The organism is Anaerotignum faecicola (genome assembly GCA_024460105.1).
Taxonomy (GTDB): domain Bacteria; phylum Bacillota; class Clostridia; order Lachnospirales; family Anaerotignaceae; genus JANFXS01.
Genome location: JANFXS010000004.1, coordinates 201,628 through 218,520 on the forward strand (window position 1 = coordinate 201,628; position 16,893 = coordinate 218,520).

Annotated in this window: 19 protein-coding genes; 7 read left to right on the forward strand and 12 right to left on the reverse strand. The window is 42.2% G+C overall.

Annotation, left to right across the window (positions count from 1 at the left end; translation table 11 throughout):
- The first annotated feature begins 14 nt into the window (after window positions 1-14).
- The 3 genes from NE664_08130 to NE664_08140 all read left to right on the forward strand — a co-directional run bounded on the left by NE664_08130 (window position 15) and on the right by NE664_08140 (window position 3,289).
- Entirely contained in the window at window positions 15-758 is a 744-nt protein-coding gene (locus tag NE664_08130; protein ID MCQ4726624.1) for a hypothetical protein, read from the forward strand.
- A 224-nt stretch (window positions 759-982) separates the two neighbouring features.
- A complete protein-coding gene (locus tag NE664_08135) occupies window positions 983-1,462 on the forward strand; it encodes a hypothetical protein (protein MCQ4726625.1) in 480 nt (159 codons plus the stop codon).
- Between the two features lie 270 nt (window positions 1,463-1,732).
- On the forward strand, window positions 1,733-3,289 hold the full coding sequence (locus NE664_08140; protein ID MCQ4726626.1) for a DUF3794 domain-containing protein: 1,557 nt from the start codon (window positions 1,733-1,735) through the stop codon (window positions 3,287-3,289).
- A gap of 295 nt (window positions 3,290-3,584) precedes the next feature.
- Here the strand turns inward: NE664_08140 and NE664_08145 are convergent, their stop codons facing one another.
- The 4 genes from NE664_08145 to NE664_08160 form a co-directional block, all read right to left on the reverse strand.
- Window positions 3,585-4,172: a DUF4352 domain-containing protein gene (locus NE664_08145; GenBank protein ID MCQ4726627.1), complete on the reverse strand. Its 588-nt coding sequence runs from the start codon at window positions 4,170-4,172 to the stop codon at window positions 3,585-3,587.
- A 521-nt stretch (window positions 4,173-4,693) separates the two neighbouring features.
- A complete protein-coding gene (locus tag NE664_08150) occupies window positions 4,694-5,545 on the reverse strand; it encodes a M23 family metallopeptidase (protein ID MCQ4726628.1) in 852 nt (283 codons plus the stop codon).
- 66 nt (window positions 5,546-5,611) lie between these two features.
- Entirely contained in the window at window positions 5,612-6,619 is a 1,008-nt protein-coding gene (gene spoIID / locus NE664_08155) for a stage II sporulation protein D (protein ID MCQ4726629.1), read from the reverse strand.
- Between the two features lie 140 nt (window positions 6,620-6,759).
- The gene (locus NE664_08160; GenBank protein ID MCQ4726630.1) at window positions 6,760-7,017 is read right to left on the reverse strand and encodes a helix-turn-helix domain-containing protein; all 258 of its coding nucleotides are present in this window, start codon (window positions 7,015-7,017) and stop codon (window positions 6,760-6,762) included.
- Between the two features lie 114 nt (window positions 7,018-7,131).
- On the opposite strand from NE664_08160, the gene NE664_08165 reads away from it, so the two are divergent.
- Window positions 7,132-7,449 (forward strand): hypothetical protein, encoded by a 318-nt coding sequence (locus NE664_08165; protein ID MCQ4726631.1) that lies wholly within the window; start codon window positions 7,132-7,134, stop codon window positions 7,447-7,449.
- Window positions 7,450-7,670: 221 nt separating this feature from the next.
- On the opposite strand, the gene NE664_08170 is transcribed toward NE664_08165, so the two are convergent.
- Both NE664_08170 and NE664_08175 read right to left on the reverse strand, forming a co-directional pair.
- Window positions 7,671-8,831 carry an isocitrate/isopropylmalate family dehydrogenase gene (locus NE664_08170; GenBank protein MCQ4726632.1) on the reverse strand — a complete coding sequence of 387 codons (1,161 nt, stop codon included), beginning with the start codon at window positions 8,829-8,831 and terminating at the stop codon, window positions 7,671-7,673.
- 22 nt (window positions 8,832-8,853) lie between these two features.
- On the reverse strand, window positions 8,854-10,275 hold the full coding sequence (locus NE664_08175) for a 2-isopropylmalate synthase (GenBank protein MCQ4726633.1): 1,422 nt from the start codon (window positions 10,273-10,275) through the stop codon (window positions 8,854-8,856).
- Between the two features lie 283 nt (window positions 10,276-10,558).
- On the opposite strand from NE664_08175, the gene NE664_08180 reads away from it, so the two are divergent.
- The gene (locus NE664_08180; protein MCQ4726634.1) at window positions 10,559-10,768 is read left to right on the forward strand and encodes a hypothetical protein; all 210 of its coding nucleotides are present in this window, start codon (window positions 10,559-10,561) and stop codon (window positions 10,766-10,768) included.
- Between the two features lie 106 nt (window positions 10,769-10,874).
- On the opposite strand, the gene NE664_08185 is transcribed toward NE664_08180, so the two are convergent.
- Window positions 10,875-11,366, reverse strand: a complete 492-nt coding sequence (locus NE664_08185; protein MCQ4726635.1) for a hypothetical protein — start codon at window positions 11,364-11,366, stop codon at window positions 10,875-10,877.
- A gap of 169 nt (window positions 11,367-11,535) precedes the next feature.
- Here NE664_08185 and NE664_08190 point away from each other — a divergent pair, with 169 nt between their 5' ends.
- The gene (locus NE664_08190; GenBank protein MCQ4726636.1) at window positions 11,536-11,760 is read left to right on the forward strand and encodes a helix-turn-helix domain-containing protein; all 225 of its coding nucleotides are present in this window, start codon (window positions 11,536-11,538) and stop codon (window positions 11,758-11,760) included.
- A 55-nt stretch (window positions 11,761-11,815) separates the two neighbouring features.
- On the opposite strand, the gene NE664_08195 is transcribed toward NE664_08190, so the two are convergent.
- The 4 genes from NE664_08195 to NE664_08210 form a co-directional block, all read right to left on the reverse strand.
- Window positions 11,816-12,139, reverse strand: a complete 324-nt coding sequence (locus tag NE664_08195; protein MCQ4726637.1) for a helix-turn-helix domain-containing protein — start codon at window positions 12,137-12,139, stop codon at window positions 11,816-11,818.
- A 36-nt stretch (window positions 12,140-12,175) separates the two neighbouring features.
- On the reverse strand, window positions 12,176-12,514 hold the full coding sequence (locus NE664_08200; protein ID MCQ4726638.1) for a helix-turn-helix transcriptional regulator: 339 nt from the start codon (window positions 12,512-12,514) through the stop codon (window positions 12,176-12,178).
- Between the two features lie 65 nt (window positions 12,515-12,579).
- On the reverse strand, window positions 12,580-12,948 hold the full coding sequence (locus tag NE664_08205) for a helix-turn-helix domain-containing protein (GenBank protein MCQ4726639.1): 369 nt from the start codon (window positions 12,946-12,948) through the stop codon (window positions 12,580-12,582).
- A 974-nt stretch (window positions 12,949-13,922) separates the two neighbouring features.
- Window positions 13,923-14,132, reverse strand: a complete 210-nt coding sequence (locus NE664_08210) for a chorion class high-cysteine HCB protein 13 (protein MCQ4726640.1) — start codon at window positions 14,130-14,132, stop codon at window positions 13,923-13,925.
- A gap of 172 nt (window positions 14,133-14,304) precedes the next feature.
- Here NE664_08210 and NE664_08215 point away from each other — a divergent pair, with 172 nt between their 5' ends.
- Window positions 14,305-15,183 (forward strand): S8 family peptidase, encoded by an 879-nt coding sequence (locus NE664_08215; protein ID MCQ4726641.1) that lies wholly within the window; start codon window positions 14,305-14,307, stop codon window positions 15,181-15,183.
- 372 nt (window positions 15,184-15,555) lie between these two features.
- Here NE664_08215 and NE664_08220 read toward each other — a convergent pair whose 3' ends face one another.
- The gene (locus tag NE664_08220) at window positions 15,556-16,743 is read right to left on the reverse strand and encodes a CoA transferase (GenBank protein ID MCQ4726642.1); all 1,188 of its coding nucleotides are present in this window, start codon (window positions 16,741-16,743) and stop codon (window positions 15,556-15,558) included.
- Window positions 16,744-16,893 lie beyond the last annotated feature (150 nt).

Genomic DNA, 16,893 nt, shown 5'->3' on the forward strand with positions numbered 1-16,893 from the left:
CAGAGGAATGGAATATGAAGAAGATTAATTTAAGCAGAAAGACGTTTGCGGCGATACTTATTGTTATTTTTGCAGCCGCGGCGTCCATAGGCTATATCTATGCCGCAAAACGCACTCCTCCGCTTAAGGCTGAGGAATACAGGGTTGGGGATGATTCGGTTAAATCCATTACGTCTTTTTTGGAAAAGGATAAAAAGCTTAAAGAAATAACAGAACCGCAGGACGGCGGCGGGGAAGAAATTTCATATGTGTATAAAAGGACGCAGATTAAAGATGAAGAAGTAGCGGAGTATACGTCATACCTGACAGACGAGCTTAACTATGTTTCAATGGGAAGCAAGGAAGGCGGGGAGCCGTTGATATATGTTATAGAATCCGCAGACGAGGGGATGATGTTTAAAATCAGGATGGAAACGGTTGACAAAGACTATATTATAACCGTTTCAAAAGAGGAAGGCGAAGTGCCGCGTCCGAAAGAGGTAAAAAAAGAATTTACAAGGGACGACGCGTATATGAAATTCGAGGAGTTTGCCGACGCAAACGATATGCTCCCGCAGCCCGTCGAAAATTATATGGATATATTTGATATAGGGCAGGTTGAAATTAACGGCGAGATATGTTACGGAATTAATTTGTATGAAAAGGGCGTCAGCGGCACAAATGAAATAGCCGCCAAATACTATATAGCCCTTGAAAGCGAAAATATATATAAATATGATATTGAAACGGGCGAAATTTCCCCCGTTTCAAAAAAATAGCCGTACACGGGCTTTGAATGGAGCGCCTTTTTTACGTTGTCGAACGGAAGGCAATATAATTATGCAAAGCGGATGGCCGGTTTTCCGATATAATGGGAGCCGGTTTTTATAATAGTGACGGCGGTAATGCACATTTTTTAGAAGCGGCGAGGCCGTATATGTGAAACGGGCGCGGCGGGTTTGGCTTTTTAGCTGAAAAAATAAATTCAATCGGGAATGATGATATGTATAGGTTTAAAACAAGCTTTGAACTTTCGGCGGATGAAATAAAACATTATGTGAAAATTTATGCTAAAAGAAGGAGAAAGCCCTTTGTAATTGCGCTTTCGGCGCTGACGTGTATTTTTATACTCGGAGCCGTATTTTTTGCGGCTGTCAGGAAAGATATACTTTTTGCGGCCGTTTCGGCAGGCGCGGCAGTTTTGTCGGTTATAATAATAGCGGCGGTATGCGCCGTTTTTAAAAAGATATATTTGAAAGAACCCCCTTTTGCAATAGGGCCGTATATAACTATTGAACTTAGCGACGGTTTCCTGCATGTAAACTGCTCCGGCAATATGAAAAGCTATCCTCAGGGAAGGCTTGAAGCCGATATTATAAACGGGGATTATATACTGACCACAAAAAAGGATATGGTTGTTCTGCCGCACAGAATACTTACAAGGCTTATTGTAGGGGAGCTTATCAATTTTTTGGGCGAATAAACGTGAAGGACAGTATTGTCCGTAAGCTTTTCGAAGCCGCGGCATACGGTTTTATTCAACGGAGGCAGACATATCCGAGGACTGCCGTCTGCAAAACGTATTTAACTTTGTGAGAAAGCCGTAAACGGCGCAAAGAAACATGTACGGCATATGGCGGAGATCGGGAAGGTCATAATCGGTTAAATTAATTCAAATTTGGAATAAATACAAACCTTTCTAATATACTTAATTAGCGGATTTAAATTTTAAGTTGTATAAGGAGGGTAAATAATGCCGTTTGAATTGATAAAAACCAACATTAAGGAACGGAAAGAAACAGGCAGCGGGCAAACGCAGGTTTTAGTTGAAGGTGACGTAATAGTGCCTGATATTAAAAGCGACATAATGGAACTTATGAAAGTTCAGGGAAACTGTTATTTAACGGAGGAAAAACCGTTGGAGGATAAAGTCGGCGTTAAGGGGTGCCTCCATATTGAGGTTTTATATGCCGCAAAAAAATCGGAAAAGCCCGTACACAGTATGTCGGACGTAATAAACTTTGAGGACTTTATTAATATAGACGGAGTAACGCGCCAAAGCGACATAACCGCGTCATGCAGGCTTGAACATATTGAATACAGGCTGATAAACGACAGAAAGATTGGCGTTAAGGCTATAGCTTCCGTGTCGGCTTCGGTTTGGGAAACAAACTCGGGGGAAATAGCTTCCGACGCTTCCGGCGAGGGACTGCAGCTTAAATGCGGCACGCTTGCCGTCGGATTGGATACGGAAATTAAAAAGGATACGTTCAGCATACGCGATCAGTTTACCCTTGACAGGACAAAGCCCGATATTGAAGAAATACTTCAATGCGACACGGTTATATCTCAGAAGGAAATGAAAGCCGTTAAGGGCGGGGTAAATATTAAAGCCGAAGCCGTTATAAGCGTTCTATACACAGGAACGGGGGAAGAAGCGACTGTGGAAGTCTGCGAATTTTACATGCCAGTCAACGGGACGGTTGAAATACCGGAAGCGGCGGAAGGAATGATTCCTTTCGGAAGCATAACGGTTGAAAAAACGGAAGGCTTTGTCGTGCCGAACTCCGAAGGCGAGGACAGGATCGTCGATATAGAAGTTGTTATACAGGCGTCATGCGGAGCCAAAGGATCGGAGAATGTGGAGTATATAGAAGACGCATATTCGACCGTCGTGCCCGTTAAAACCGAGCGGGAAGAAATGGAATATGTTGTCCATGTGGGAAGCAACACCGCTAAAACATTTGTCAAGGACGTTATACCAATCGATAAAGACAATCCGGATATTATGCAGGTTGTTAAATGCTGGGGAAAGGTAATGCCGGATCCTCCCAGGGTTGAAAACGGAAGCGTTGTTGTGGAAGGCGGGCTGAAAGTATCCATTCTTTACATAGCTAAGGACGACGCGGCGCCTGTTTCCGCATTGGAATTTATGATGCCGTTTGAACAGGTAATTGAGCTGCCGGACGCCGTGGAAAGCGATACGGCGGAAACGGACACATGGGTTGACCGTATATCCGTAAATATGCTGAGCGGCAGGGAAGTGGAAGTTTCCGCGGCGGTTGTGACGGAAGCAAACGTAAGCCGCGTTGAGAATGCCTCAATAGTTGTGGATATAGAAGAAGACGATCAGGCCGCGCCGAAAAAGTGCGTTTCGGTTGTTATATACGTTGTCCAGAAGGGCGACAGCCTTTGGAAGATAGCCAAAAAATTTAATACGACCGTTGAAAATATACTTATGGTTAACGATATAGATAATCCGGACAGGATTTTTCCGGGGCAGAAAATACTTGTTTTAAGGACAGTATAAAAAGCGGAGGAACGTCTCAGATGCGGCATGCAAGGCTAAAAACGGCTGGATAAACAGTGGGCAATAAAAATATCCGCGATATGAAAGTTTTTACGGAATTTTTATTTTTCGGTTTTCGGTTGACGGTAAATATGCGGGCGGCGGGTATGCCGGACATTTTCGGCATATGCGGCAAATGGAAAAATACAAGATTTTATTTTCAAAACTCATATATTTATGCAGCCTGCAAAATAAAAAATTCCGTTTATGAAAACGTTTTGCGTATTCATAAACGGAATTTTTTTAATTGAGATTTTTATTTTGTAATATCGGTGACGGACATTATATATTCGTTGCCTTCAAAATCGTCGTCCCAGAATTCTATGTATTTTAATTTAATATTTTGAGCGTCCGTAGGGATAACAAATATTATATCTCCCGTTCGCGATTCGTTTTTAAAAATAGAATATTCGTCGGGCAGTTGGTTTTCCGCAAACTGGGTTTCGGGGAAAACCGTACTTCCGTCAAGCCCGTCCCATGTAAGTTCAAAATCGTTGTAAAACATTGCTATTTCGGCTGTATCTTCAAAGGTGTTTTCGATTGTGACATTAAGCCTTAAAAAGCTGTATGTTTCGTCGTTGGGAACATAACCGTCAATTTCACCGACAAGCTCCGCCGAGTTGACAGTACAGTTAAAAAATGCAGATTCCATTACATCTGTTTGCGCAAGCTCAATGGTTTCGCCGTAATCCCTGCCGTTTGACTGTGCGGCGGTTGAAACGTCGTTAACCGCGTCTTTAATAGTGTCGGCCGCGCTTGTGCCTTCAGTACCGTTTCCGCACGCGGAAAATGCCGCCGCACAGGATACTGTGAGGAACATAAATATAAGTTTTTTTAATTTCATAATAAGCCGCTCCTTTTTGTGATGTGTAAACAAGAGTTTGTTTTTTATAAATAAAAAAATACAATATATTTTATAAATAATACCATATACTATACGGTATATACAATATATTTATGAATTTTTTTGAAGATTAAATCGATTTTTGCGGTGTGGCGAGATTAAATTTTCAGCCTGACGGCGTATTTAAGTGAGTTTAGAAAGAAGCGTGAAGACCGGGTTTTTGGAATGAACGCGACGGCTATTCCGGGCGGCCGACGGATTTCAGCGCCGCTTATAAGAAAGATGCAAAAAAGGAGCGGTTTTGCTGGGCATATTATTATGGAATTTAACTGTGAGGAGAAACGAATGATTATTTTAAACGGCAAAAACGGCCTTTTTCAGGCCGTTCTGTCCGTTTATAAAATTAAAGGGGTTTTATTTTATAGGAATATTATTTTAAAAAGGAGAGCTGCAGAAAAAAATCAGTAAATTTTGTTTGTTTTAATACGGTTTTCATATGCCGCTGCGTCCGTTAAAATACTTCAGCCGTTCAAAGCGACTTTCGGATCGATAGCGTTTTCGCCTTGGCAGATTTTAAATTCAAGGTGCGTGCCGATTGCGGAGCCGAATGATGTCGGAGCTCCGACTTCGCCGAGTTTTTCGCCTTTTTTTACTTTGTCGCCAACTGCTACAGCCGCGTTATCCATAAGCTGGCTGTATGTAGTTGTCCATCCGTCGCCGTGATCAACCACTACCACTGTACCTTTTTCGTAATCGTTTGTAACGCTTGCGACAGTTCCGTCGCCTGCGCATGCCACAGGAGCGCCTTCCTCTGCAAGTATGCATACGGTGTCGTTTGTTCTGAACTGATCGAGGGTAGGATCATAAACGACGGTGTCGTTTGAGAAATCCATGGCAATTTCCCCTTCGACAGGCCACATAAAAGTTATGCCGCCGTCAAACAAACCGGCTTCTTCATATTCGTCCTCATAGATTTGAGAAGTCTGGGAGCTGTCGGACGGAGTTTGGGGTTCGGATGTTTCCGTTCCGTTTTCGCCGTTTTGGATTTCTGACGCCGGTTTTGAATCTTCTGTTTTGCCGCCGTCTGTTTTTGCGGCGTCAGACGCATTTTTTTCGTTTGTTTCAGGGGTTTCCTTTGGTACGGTTTCGTTTTTGTTTGCTGTAACGGGAGAAACTTCTTCCGTTTGAAGCTGCGCCGATTTTACAGGCGCGCTGTTTTCTTTTCCTTTTTCGGCGGAACTCAGTTGGTTGGGATTTTTAATTTCGGCTTCCCTGTCGCTGCCGCCGCCTAGGCTTATACCGACAACCGCAACAACCGCAAGGCTTGCGGCAACGGCAATATATTCTTTTTTGCTCATTCTTTTTACCTTCATGTAATAAACACCTCCACAAGTATTATGAACCTGCTTGGCTTTGTTTATACAATCGGGGCAAAATTTTTATTCTATTTTCGAAAAGGAAATTCCCGTGTAGTAGTGGGCAAGTATTTCTTTGTATGTTTTGCCTTCTTCGGCTAGATAATGAGCTCCGTATTGGCTCATGCCGGCTCCGTGGCCGTAGCCGTTTGTTGTAAAAACAATGCTCTCTCCGTCCTTTTTGTATGTAAAATCGGCGCTTCTGAGGCCGAGCGCTTCACGGACCTGCCTGCCTGTGAACGTCATATTGCCTATCTTTATTTTCAGTATGTATCCTGCCGGGCTTTGGCTTAGCGTTTCCATGGATTCAAACAGATCGCCTTCGACGGCGAACCCGTTGTATTTTTCGCTCAGAAGCTTTATAATTTCGTCCGACGGCATTGACGTTTCAAATTTATACTCGGCGGCTTTTGTGTCGCCTTCGCTTTCAACGCTTTGCAGATACGGAACGTCCTGCTGCCACACGTTTTCGGCGGTTTCCGTTTTGCCGCGGCTTATGGCGTGGAATACGGCAAGTATCGGCTCGCCTTCATAAACCATTATTTCGCCCTTTGTTTCCTCTACGGCTTTTTTTATTTTGCTGTAATAGACTTCATAGTTATCGCCCCATTTGCTGCGCATGCCCTGGCTGTCGATGTATGCCTGTCCGCCGAAAGCGATCATGTCTTCAAGGGTAAATCCGTTGGCTTCCATTTGGTTAACGGCGTATGTGCGGGCGGCGACAGCCTGCGCTTTCAGGGCTTCAATGTTAAAAAGGGCCGGCATTTCGGCTGCCACAACGCACACTATGTAATTTTCAAGGTTTTCCTTGTCGATAGTTTGAGCCAAAGCCGTTACCGCTTCGGAGGGTTCCTCAAAAACGGCGGCGCCATTTTCGGCGGGCTTTTCTTCTTTTTCTTCTTCCGCGATATCTGCGGCGGCGGTTACTGCCGTATCAGGTACGGTATTAGCGGCGTATGACGCAATGGCCACCGGCAGCGCTATCAAAGCAAAAAGGCTGTACGCGATAAATTGGGTTGTATTCTTTTTCATTGGAATCACATCCGATAAATATTTTGTATATTTAGGCGGCCGTGACGCCGCTTTGTCCATATACTATTTTTATTCGGGATATGGGAAAAAATCCGATGCAAATATCGAAAAAATCCGACAGTGTACAGCGTACTGCGGGTTTATTCAAGTTTATTATCCGATGGTTTGAGATCCTTAAAAAATTCGTTGAAATCCGCTTTGAATATTTCGGACAGCAAAATAAGATCGCTGACAAAAATATTTTTTCCTCCTTGTTCAATATGTCCATAATGGCTCACAGACATGGAACGTCCTTTTAGCTGAAGTTTAAGCGCAATATTTTCTTGCGAATAATTATTTAATTTTCTTAATCTTCTCATGTTCTTGCCGATAAAAATGTCTTGCGGTATTTTTTGCAATTGCCGCGATTCCTATGATAATAACAATACCAAACAGTAGTTTTATTCCTGAATATATAATAATTACATATAGCAGTTATTTTGTGGGGTTAAAATTATTTGGAGGATTGGAAAATGCAGGAGAAAGAATTTAAACGCCATGTTATGAATATTATGGATTGGATGAATGAATATCCAAACATGTGGAACGAAATTTATAGCTGCCACAACAGTATGGAGATTGAAAGAATGTACAATATTATTGAAAGCTTGGAGAAGTATTCCCTTTATATATTAATCCCGGCTGTAATATGTAAAAATTATTATGTAAATACGGTTAACAATGCAGTTAATAGGTTTGCGGTAAAGTGCATGCTCCGCGTTTTGGAAACAGAAGGGAAATGTAAAATATACAATATGTTTAAAGAAAGTATAAAAGAGCAGATGAAATAAGTATGCGCATGGAAGATAATAATAAATTTCGCCTGTATGTTTGACACATACCGTGTAAATTAAATATGGGAATGGCTTTAAAAGCCTAATTTGGATCGGCAATAAAAAGTGATTTTCTTAAACTGCGCACGATTGGCGAAATAATTTTCCCGCATAGAAAAAAAGGAGCCTTAAAGCGCAGACAGTCCGTACTGTGCTTTAAGGCATAATTTCATTGCTTATTAAAGGCCTTTTATCGTTTCGATTATATAGTCCGTAAGCTCGCCGTTTGTCGCGCCGTCGCTGTGGCCTGTCGTGAATATGCGGCGTTCCGTAATTGTGCATATGTCAAGGGCTTTTTCAAGCTTTGACGCTTCCTCCTGGTATCCTATATGTGAAAGGAGCAGTACAACGGCCCTCATGATACTGCATGGATCTGCATACTGTGCGCGGCCTTCTTCAACCATTCTCGGCGCGGAGCCGTGTATTGCCTCAAACATAGCGTATTTATTGCCTATGTTGGAGCTTCCGGCCGTGCCGACACCGCCCTGGAACTCTGCGGCTTCGTCGGTTATGATGTCGCCGTAAAGGTTAGGAAGGACTACAACCTGGAAATCGCGGCGGCGTTTCTCGTCGATAAGTTTTGCCGTCATTATGTCAATATACCAGTCGTCGGCCTTTATATCCGGATATTCTTTGGCTGTGTTGTAAAAAACTTCAAGGAATTTGCCGTCGGTGGCCTTTATTATATTGGCTTTCGTTACGGCCGTAACCCTTGTTTTTCCGTTCTTTTTCGCATATTCAAAGGCGGTGCGGATAATTCTTTCCGTGCCCTCCTGCGTTACGATTGTGAAGTCTACGTTTATATTTTCGTCAACGGCAAATCCCTTGCTTCCGACGGCGTATGCGCCTTCCGTATTCTCCCGGAAAAATGTCCAGTCGATCCCATGTTCGGGCACGCGCACGGGGCGCACGTTTGCAAAAAGGTCAAGCTCCTTGCGCATCATTACGTTTGCGCTTTCGATGTTGGGCCATGGATCTCCTTTGCGCGGCGTCGTCGTAGGGCCTTTAAGTATAACGTGGCATTCCTTTAATTCTGCAAGCACGTCGTCGGGTATGGCTTTCCCCGCTGCCGCCCTTTTTTCGATTGTAAGGTTTTCGATGTCTTTAAAAACTATGCGGCCGCTTTTTATATCTTTATCCAAAAGATGTTCCATAACCCTTTTGCCTTGGGCCGTAATGGCGGGGCCTATGCCGTCGCCGCCTGCAACGCCTATTACTATTTTGTCAAGTTTTGAAAAATCGTATGGTTCTTTGCCTGCGTTCATGGCTTCAACTCTTTTAAGCTGTTCTTCGAGCAGAAGGCCGAAACGCTCCTTTGCTTTTTCAATATTTGGATTCATATGTAAATCTCTCCTGCCTGCTTTAATTTTTGTTTTCCGTTTCAGTATTTTCATCTGAGGATTCGCCGCTGTTTTCGCCGTCAAGCTTTTTCATTGTGGAAAGAGTAAGTTCCTCAAGTTCCCCGTCGGTTATCATTGTCACGCGCCCTTCGTTGTACTGCTCGTTAACCCAGTTGTAAATGATTTCCACAAGTTTGTCGTTCTTTGTAACGGCGGCGTCTCCTCTGAGATTAAAGTAGCTGTTTATCCAGTGGGCTATGCCGCTTGTGCCGCTTGTGTTGCTTATGGCTATGCGCACGGGGCGGTTAAGAAGTTTATCGGTGTTGAATATATTGTAAATTTCTTCGTTTTTAAGAAGCCCGTCGGCGTGTATGCCGGCCCTTGTTACATTGAAGTTTTTGCCTATAAACGGCGTCATCGGCGGTATAGGATAGTGAAGTTCCTTTTCAAAATATTCGGCTATCTCAGTTATAACCGTTGTATCCATACCGTCAAGGGTGCCGCGCAGCTGTGCGTATTCAAAAACCATTGCCTCAAGCGGCGTGTTTCCCGTCCTTTCGCCAATGCCCAGAAGGGAGCAGTTTACGCTGCACGCCCCGTACAGCCATGCGTATGTGGCGTTGTTGACGGCGCGGTAAAAGTCGTTGTGCCCGTGCCATTCTATCCATTGGGACGGTACTCCGGCGTGCTGGCTGAGGCCGTATATTATGCCGGGCACGCTTCTTGGGAGCACGCTTCCGGGATATGAAACTCCGTATCCCATGGTATCGCAGGCGCGTATTTTAATTGGCGTATCCGTTTCTTTTGAAAGCTCCATCAATGCGGCGGCAAACGGCACTACAAAGCCGTAAAAATCCGCCCTTGTAATGTCCTCAAAATGGCAGCGGGGCACAACGCCCGTTTCTATACATTCACGCACTATCGCAAGGTAGTGGTCAAGAGCCTGCTGGCGCGTCATGTGCATTTTATGGAATATATGGTAATCGGAACAGCTTACAAGTATTCCCGTTTCTTTAAGCCCTATTTCTTTAACAAGTTCGAAATCTTTTTTTGAGGCTCTTATCCAGCTTGTAATTTCAGGGAATTTATATCCTTTTTCAAGGCATTTGTAAACGGCGTTGCGGTCTTTTTTTGTGTAAAGGAAAAATTCGCTCATGCGGATAATGCCGTTAGGCCCTGAAAGCTTATTAAGAAGGTCATAAAGATGTGTCATTTGTTTAACGGTGTACGGTTCCCTTGACTGCTGTCCGTCGCGGAAAGTGGTGTCCGTAATCCAAATTTCAGACGGGGTTTCCATAGGCACTATACGGCGGTTAAACACAACGCGCGGCACTTCGTCATAAGGGAAAAAATCCCTGTAGAGGTTCGGATCTTTAACATGGACCAATGGATATGTCTGCCCGGCATTTTCCAGAAGATTAGTTTTATTATTAAATTTGAACATTTTTCAACCTCCTATTTTTATATTTTGCTGGGATATGTAAATATAAATTGTTTAACATTATTAAATTTTAAGATGTAAATATATGGATTTTTTAAGAAAGTAATTTTTGTTAAATATTTTATACTATTTAAGCGCCACAAGTCAATACGGGTTACCAATAAATAGCAAAAGGCATAAATATTTTTATAAATACGGAACATTTACGGCATAAATTTGCGCTATATGTCATAAATATAGTATAAGGTTGAGTTGTTATACAGTATAAAACGGCGGGAGGGGTTATATGACGGCTAAAAATAAAAGGCCTATACCGGAAGAATTTTTTATGCCTGAAAATATCGACGACATACATATAAATGAAGCCGAGGACGTTAAGGTTCGGAAAGAAAGCTTTGACAAGCCTATAAGAAAACAGGGGAAAAGCCCCAGAATATATCCGGCTGTTGCCGCGGCGCTTTTAATCGACATGCTGAAAGAGGACGGCGCGCGCTGAAACAGCCGGGAAGGAGCGGAAAACAGGCAAAGATTTAGGGAGAGCAGAAGCAGCCGCCTTCATTAAAAATGAGGGCGGCTTTTTAAGATGTATTTTTACGGGAAGCTTATATGATAACGGAGCCGGCTTTTATTGTGTTTAAGACAGTTTTCATTTTAAGTTTTTCTTCGCTTGTCAGGTAACTTTCGACTGTGTTAATCATTTTAAGACGGCGTTCGTTTTCCGAGCCTTTTTCCATTATGGTAAGGGGGCTTTCGGGATAAAAACTGTTTATTTCTATAAGCTTTAGGGCTGTAAATATACTGCGCTGGTATTCAGGGGCCAGAAACGGAAGTACGGCGTTTATGGCCTTAATTTGACGGGATCTCGCGTCGCTTGTATTCGTCGGCGGAATGTGTTCCCGTCTTTGGGCCGGCACGGCAAAAGGTTTGATTTCATCCGGCGCGTCCGGTGTTTCCTGTTGGCCGTCGGCCGAAAAATTCATCATAGAGCTTATTTTCTGCGCGGCGTTTACTGCGTTCATAATATCGTTTATGTCGGCGTTTTGGCCCAGAAGCCCGGCAAGCGACATTATTTTATCCATAGAAAAGTCATCCAAAATACAACACCTCCTTTTTAATTTATATGAAGGCGGCAGGTACGTTATTACCGTCAAGGAATAAATCGGCGCGCATTTAATTTGATTAAATTTATTATTTAAAATATTAAAGTATAACTTAGTGTTAAAGTTATAAAAAATAGTCTATCCTTTAAACAGGGCGGATATCATGTTTAAAGACAGATTTAAAATTTTAAGGACAACGTACAAATCTACGCAAAGTGAAATTGCCGAATTTATGGATGTTTCTGTACAAGCCGTATACCAGTGGGAAAGAGGGCTTAACATTCCTAATGTCGAAACTATAATAAAACTGGCGGGGCTTTTTGACGTGTCTGTCGATTACCTGTTGTCTGTTGACGATAAAAGATACATCCATGTCACAGGATTATAGGATGAAGAAATTGCGCATATCCAGAATATTGTTAACGATATAAAAAGGATTAAATTCAGTAAGGATTTGAATTAATTGCCCTTATTACATCCGCAAGGCTTATTTTTTCATATTCTTTAATCATGTTGTCAATGCGGTATGATATTTCAGTTTCTATATTTGTAAAAACACGCATGTCTGTTCGCCCAAGAAGGTAGTCGGTTGTAACGCAAAAATAATCCGCAAGGGCGACAAGGTCTGAATAAGACGGTTCGTTTTTCCCCGATTCGTAATTGGATATGGCGGTATAGCCGTATTCCAGCACATTTGCCAAAACGGCTTGAGTCAGTTTTTTTTCTTTTCTCAGTTCCTTTAATCTTTGTGCGAATAATGTTGACATTGAAATACCTCTTATGAATATGCTGTTTTTATGCGTTTATTCATCTTTAAAAATATAGTTCAGATCGTTTATGTCCTCAACAAACTTTACAAACAGTTCCAGTTGGTATAAATTAAAGCTTTGGAGATTTTTTGCTATTTCATTAATAACGATAGGCTTATTTCGGATAACCTCTTTAGACAACAGGCAGTCTATAGATACGTCTAAGGAGTTGGCAATTTTTATAAGCGTTTTAATGCTCGGAAATTTTTTCCCGCGTTCAATGTCGCCGAGGAATTTAGGCGTAACCACGACTTTTTCCGCAAGCTTTTCTATTGTCAGGCTCTTTTCGCGCCTGTATTTTCTAATTGAAGCGCCGATCGTCTTATCCTGCATACTATATACCTCATGAAACTGCAAAGTTTTAAGTTTGTTGTAATAATATGACATTTAACTGGTATTTACAACCAGCCTATAGTTAACATTATTAACCTATAGTTCCTGTTTAAAAAAATTTTTATAATCCGGGAAGGATTTTTTATGTATTTAAGCAGGCTACAGGTTATGTTTGCAGCATGAAGGAAGAGGTCTGTAAAAAGATATAGTTTTAGGCTTTGCGGCACAACATCTTGTGAAAGAACATAATCAAAGGATACGTCGAGAGCGTTAACAATTTTAATGAATGTATTTATGCTTGGCATTTTCTGTCCGCGTTCAACATCGCCTATAAATTTTATGGACACGTTGGCTTTATTTGCAAGTTGTTCTACTGTCATGCCCCTGTTTTTTCTGCATTGACGAATAGTTAATCCGACTGTTTTTGGATCCAATTTATACACCTCAAATTAAATTTTCTCTATTCAAATATGATAAGCAAAATATAAGAATTTTAAAACCAACTAATAGGTATATAAAAGAACTATTGGAGTATAAAATTATTGTTTTCTTTTGATTTATAATGATATTGTGTTGTACAAATTATGTTTATTTATAAGTTAAGATGAAATTAATAAAAATATAAAGGACAGAAAAGACATGTAAAAATGAAATTAAAAATCCGTAAAGGCATAAAACGGCAAAAGGGCGGGTACTATGGATGTATATTTGAAAGGTATATATGTGGCTTTTTCGGCTTGGATGCAAAGGATGAAGGGTTTTAATTAAGTGATTATTTATGGATTTAAAACCATAAAATATATTGGTTTTAGAGCAAAATGTGCATAATATAGACAAAAAGTGTAAAAAATACTTGATAAAATAAATAATCCGTTGTATAATTAACCGTGCATGTAGTTGGGGATTTATGAATATCCGGTAACTGCCATATATAGTATTTTACTTTTAATCTATCTTGCAATATAGCTATCCTTATTATTAATATGGGATAGCTATTTTCCTTTTAATGTCATTACCGACGGCTTTTTATGCTTTGAGTTTAAGCGTAGCTTCATTTTACAAGGGCACACACGCCCCACAAGGAAAAATTTTCCGCATTTCCGTGTTGCATACGCTTGTCATAGGAGCCGCTATGCCGGCGCATATGCGCCTTGAACTGCAAAAAATTTTTTCCTTGTGAGGTCGGAGAGTTTTAACATACGTTAGCGGCGTAAGAGCAAGGCAAAGACGCGAAGGCGTAGCGGATCCTACGTCAAGCGGCTTTAACACAGCTATTGCGCCGCTAACGTATGTTAAAACCGTGTGTGCTCTTGTAAAATGAAGCTATGAATGACGCAAATAAAAATCAGGACGGCGAATTTACCCGCCGTCCTGTTTTTTTGCCCGGTTTTAAATTAATATGCGGCAATTATGCTTCGCACATACCGCAGCTGTTCCCGCCGACATTATTGCCGCAGCCGCAGCAGCAAAGAAGAAGAATAAGGATAATAAGCCATGAGCAGTCGTCTGTATTTGTTCCGCCTACCATATTTCCTCCGCAGCCGCAGCAGCAAAGAAGAATAATGATCCAAAGAATGTTGTTACCGCCTTCGCAATTGTTACCGCCAAAAAATCCCATTGTAAAATCCTCCTTAAAATCATTTTTTGTTTATAGTCAATTCTATGCGGCGGTATTGAAAATATTGACTGAAAAATAAAATTTTTATCGGTACAGGCTGTATTTTGTCCACTCACCGAATTGCCCAAATGTCCATAAAATAGTATTGAACCGATTTTATGGATGTGTAAATATGAATAACGCGTTGGAAACTATTAACGCCGACGCCCCCAAAGGAATTACGGGACGGGGCGTAGGCATTGCCATATTGGATACGGGAATCTGCCCGATGGAGGATTTTACCCTGCCGAATAACAGGATTGCGGCTTTTAAGGACTTTGTAAACAATATAAAGAAACCGTACGACGATAACGGGCACGGCACCCATGTGGCCGGCATTGCCGCCGGAAACGGATATTTAAGCGAGGGAAAATACTGCGGAGTGGCGCCCGAAAGCAGTATAATAGCCCTTAAAATACTTGACGAGTTCGGAAACGGAACGGCGTCCTCGGCAATAAACGCTTTAAGGTGGGTTTATAAGAACAAGGACAGATACAATATAAGGGTTGTTAACCTTTCAATAGGCACCGACGACCAAAGCATATCGTCGCCGTTGATTAAAGCCGTAAATGCGCTTTGGGACAGCGGCATTGCAGTGGTCTGCGCCGCCGGGAATGATGAAAGCAGGGGCATAGCGTCGCCGGGAATAAGCCCTAGGATTATAACTGTAGGCAGCATTGAGGAACCGTCTGTGTTTAAGATAAAAAGCAAAAATTTTGTTTATTATAAGCCCGATGTATTTGCGCCGGGAGAAAATATAGTTTCCTGCAAGGCGCATGAATTTTCATTTACGGGAAAAAGGCGCAGCGCCGATAATATCGTTGAAACAAATTATATAAGGATGAGCGGCACTTCCATGTCAACCCCCATGGTGAGCGGGGCATGCGCACTTATGATACAGCACGGCCGCGGCATAAGCCCGGACAGGGTCAAAAGCCTTATGGTAAACGCCGCTTATATGCCGGGCAAGAAAGGCCTTTTAAATATCGGACGGATATTTTACGGCGGATAATTCAATTTTTATTAAAAGGGAATGAGATTAATTGAAAATCAAAGCCGAAGGGGGCGGTAAGGCACGCCCCCTTATTTTTATGCCGGCGCGGCACGGGTTCAGATGCATATAAGGCGCGTATTTGGAGCGCGAAGCGGTGAATTTAAAGCCGAATTTAAGGCGTTCTTTTTGTATAGGGCATGCGCGGTTTTATATTGTTTAATAATTTACATATATATATTCTTGTGTTTCAGAAACGTTTGCGTAAGCATGGCTGTGGAAAATAAACTTAAACGGGAAAGATAAAAAGCGCCGAATAAAAATTCAGCGCTTTTTAGGGAGTTAAATGAGTATCATAATAAGGCTCTTAAATAGAGTCCATTAGGGGGCTGATTAAATGATGCCTTTCTCTCTGTACTCTTTGATTTTTTCAGCCGAATAGCCGATCTCGGAGAGAATAGCATCGTTGTCCTCGCCAAGCTGCGGCGAAGCTTTGCTGCATTTGTCCTCTTTGCCGTGCATCTTAATAGGCGTGCCGGGCATTTCAATAGTCGCGTCCATTCCCGGCTGTGTTACGCTCCAAAGCATGTTCCTGCCTCTAAGCTGAGGATGTTCCGCGGCCTGAGGAATTGTAAGTATATTGCCGAAAGGTATGCCAAGTCCGACAAGTATTTCTTCAAGTTCCGCAACGGTTTTTGTTTTGAACCAGTTTTCAAGAGTCGGTTTAAGCTGTTCATAGTTAACGCAGCGGGCATAGTTTGTCGAATAAAGAGGATCGGTTATAAGTTCCGGCATGCCCATTGTAGTTACAAGGTTTGCAAACATCTGGTCTGTGCCGCAGCCCATAACAAATCCGCCGTCCTTAGCTTCAAAGGAGTCGAAAGGAGCGATGCTCGGATCCTGGTTGCCGGCGCGCATAGGCGTTTTGCCTTCCATTGTATATTCCATTACAAAGTTTTCCATAACTGAGAAAAGCGTATCCATCATGGATATGTCGAGACGCTGGCCTTCGCCTGTTTTTTCCCTCTGATAAAGCGCCATAAGTATACCCATGCAGAGATATGCGCCGGAATAGTTGTCGCCGACGGAAGGGCCGATTTTGCACGGAGGGCCGTCTTTAAAACCGGTTACGCTCATCATGCCGCTCATTGCCTGCGCAACGATGTCGTAGCATGTGCGCTTTGCCAAAGGCCCTTCAAGGCCGAAGCCCGAAATTGAACCGTAAATGATTTTGGGGTTGATTGCCTTCATATTTTCATAGCTGAAGCCAAGTTTCTCCATAACGCCGACTTTGAAGTTTTCACAGATAACGTCGGCTGTTTTTATAAGATCCCTCAGGATTTGTTTGCCTTCTTCCGTAGAAAGGTCGATTGTGATGCCTTTTTTATTTCTGTTAATATAAGCGAAATAACCGCTGTAGTCGTTTTTGAAAGGTCCCCATGCCCTTGTCTGATCTCCTGTGCCCGGGCGTTCGATTTTGATAACCTCGGCGCCGTGGTCAGCAAGGTTCATTGTACAAAATGGGCCGCTGTAAGCCTGTGTAAGGTCTAATACCCTTATACCCTCAAGTGGTTTTCTCATTTTTTACCCTCCTGTTTCGTATGTAAGATTACTGATATAGGCAGAGTATAAAGTATCTTCAAAATAGAAGGTCAATACATTAAATTGAAGCAGATGAAAAAATTTTTCCCGTTTTTCATAAAAGAATACACTAGCTATAAGGTTTTAAAA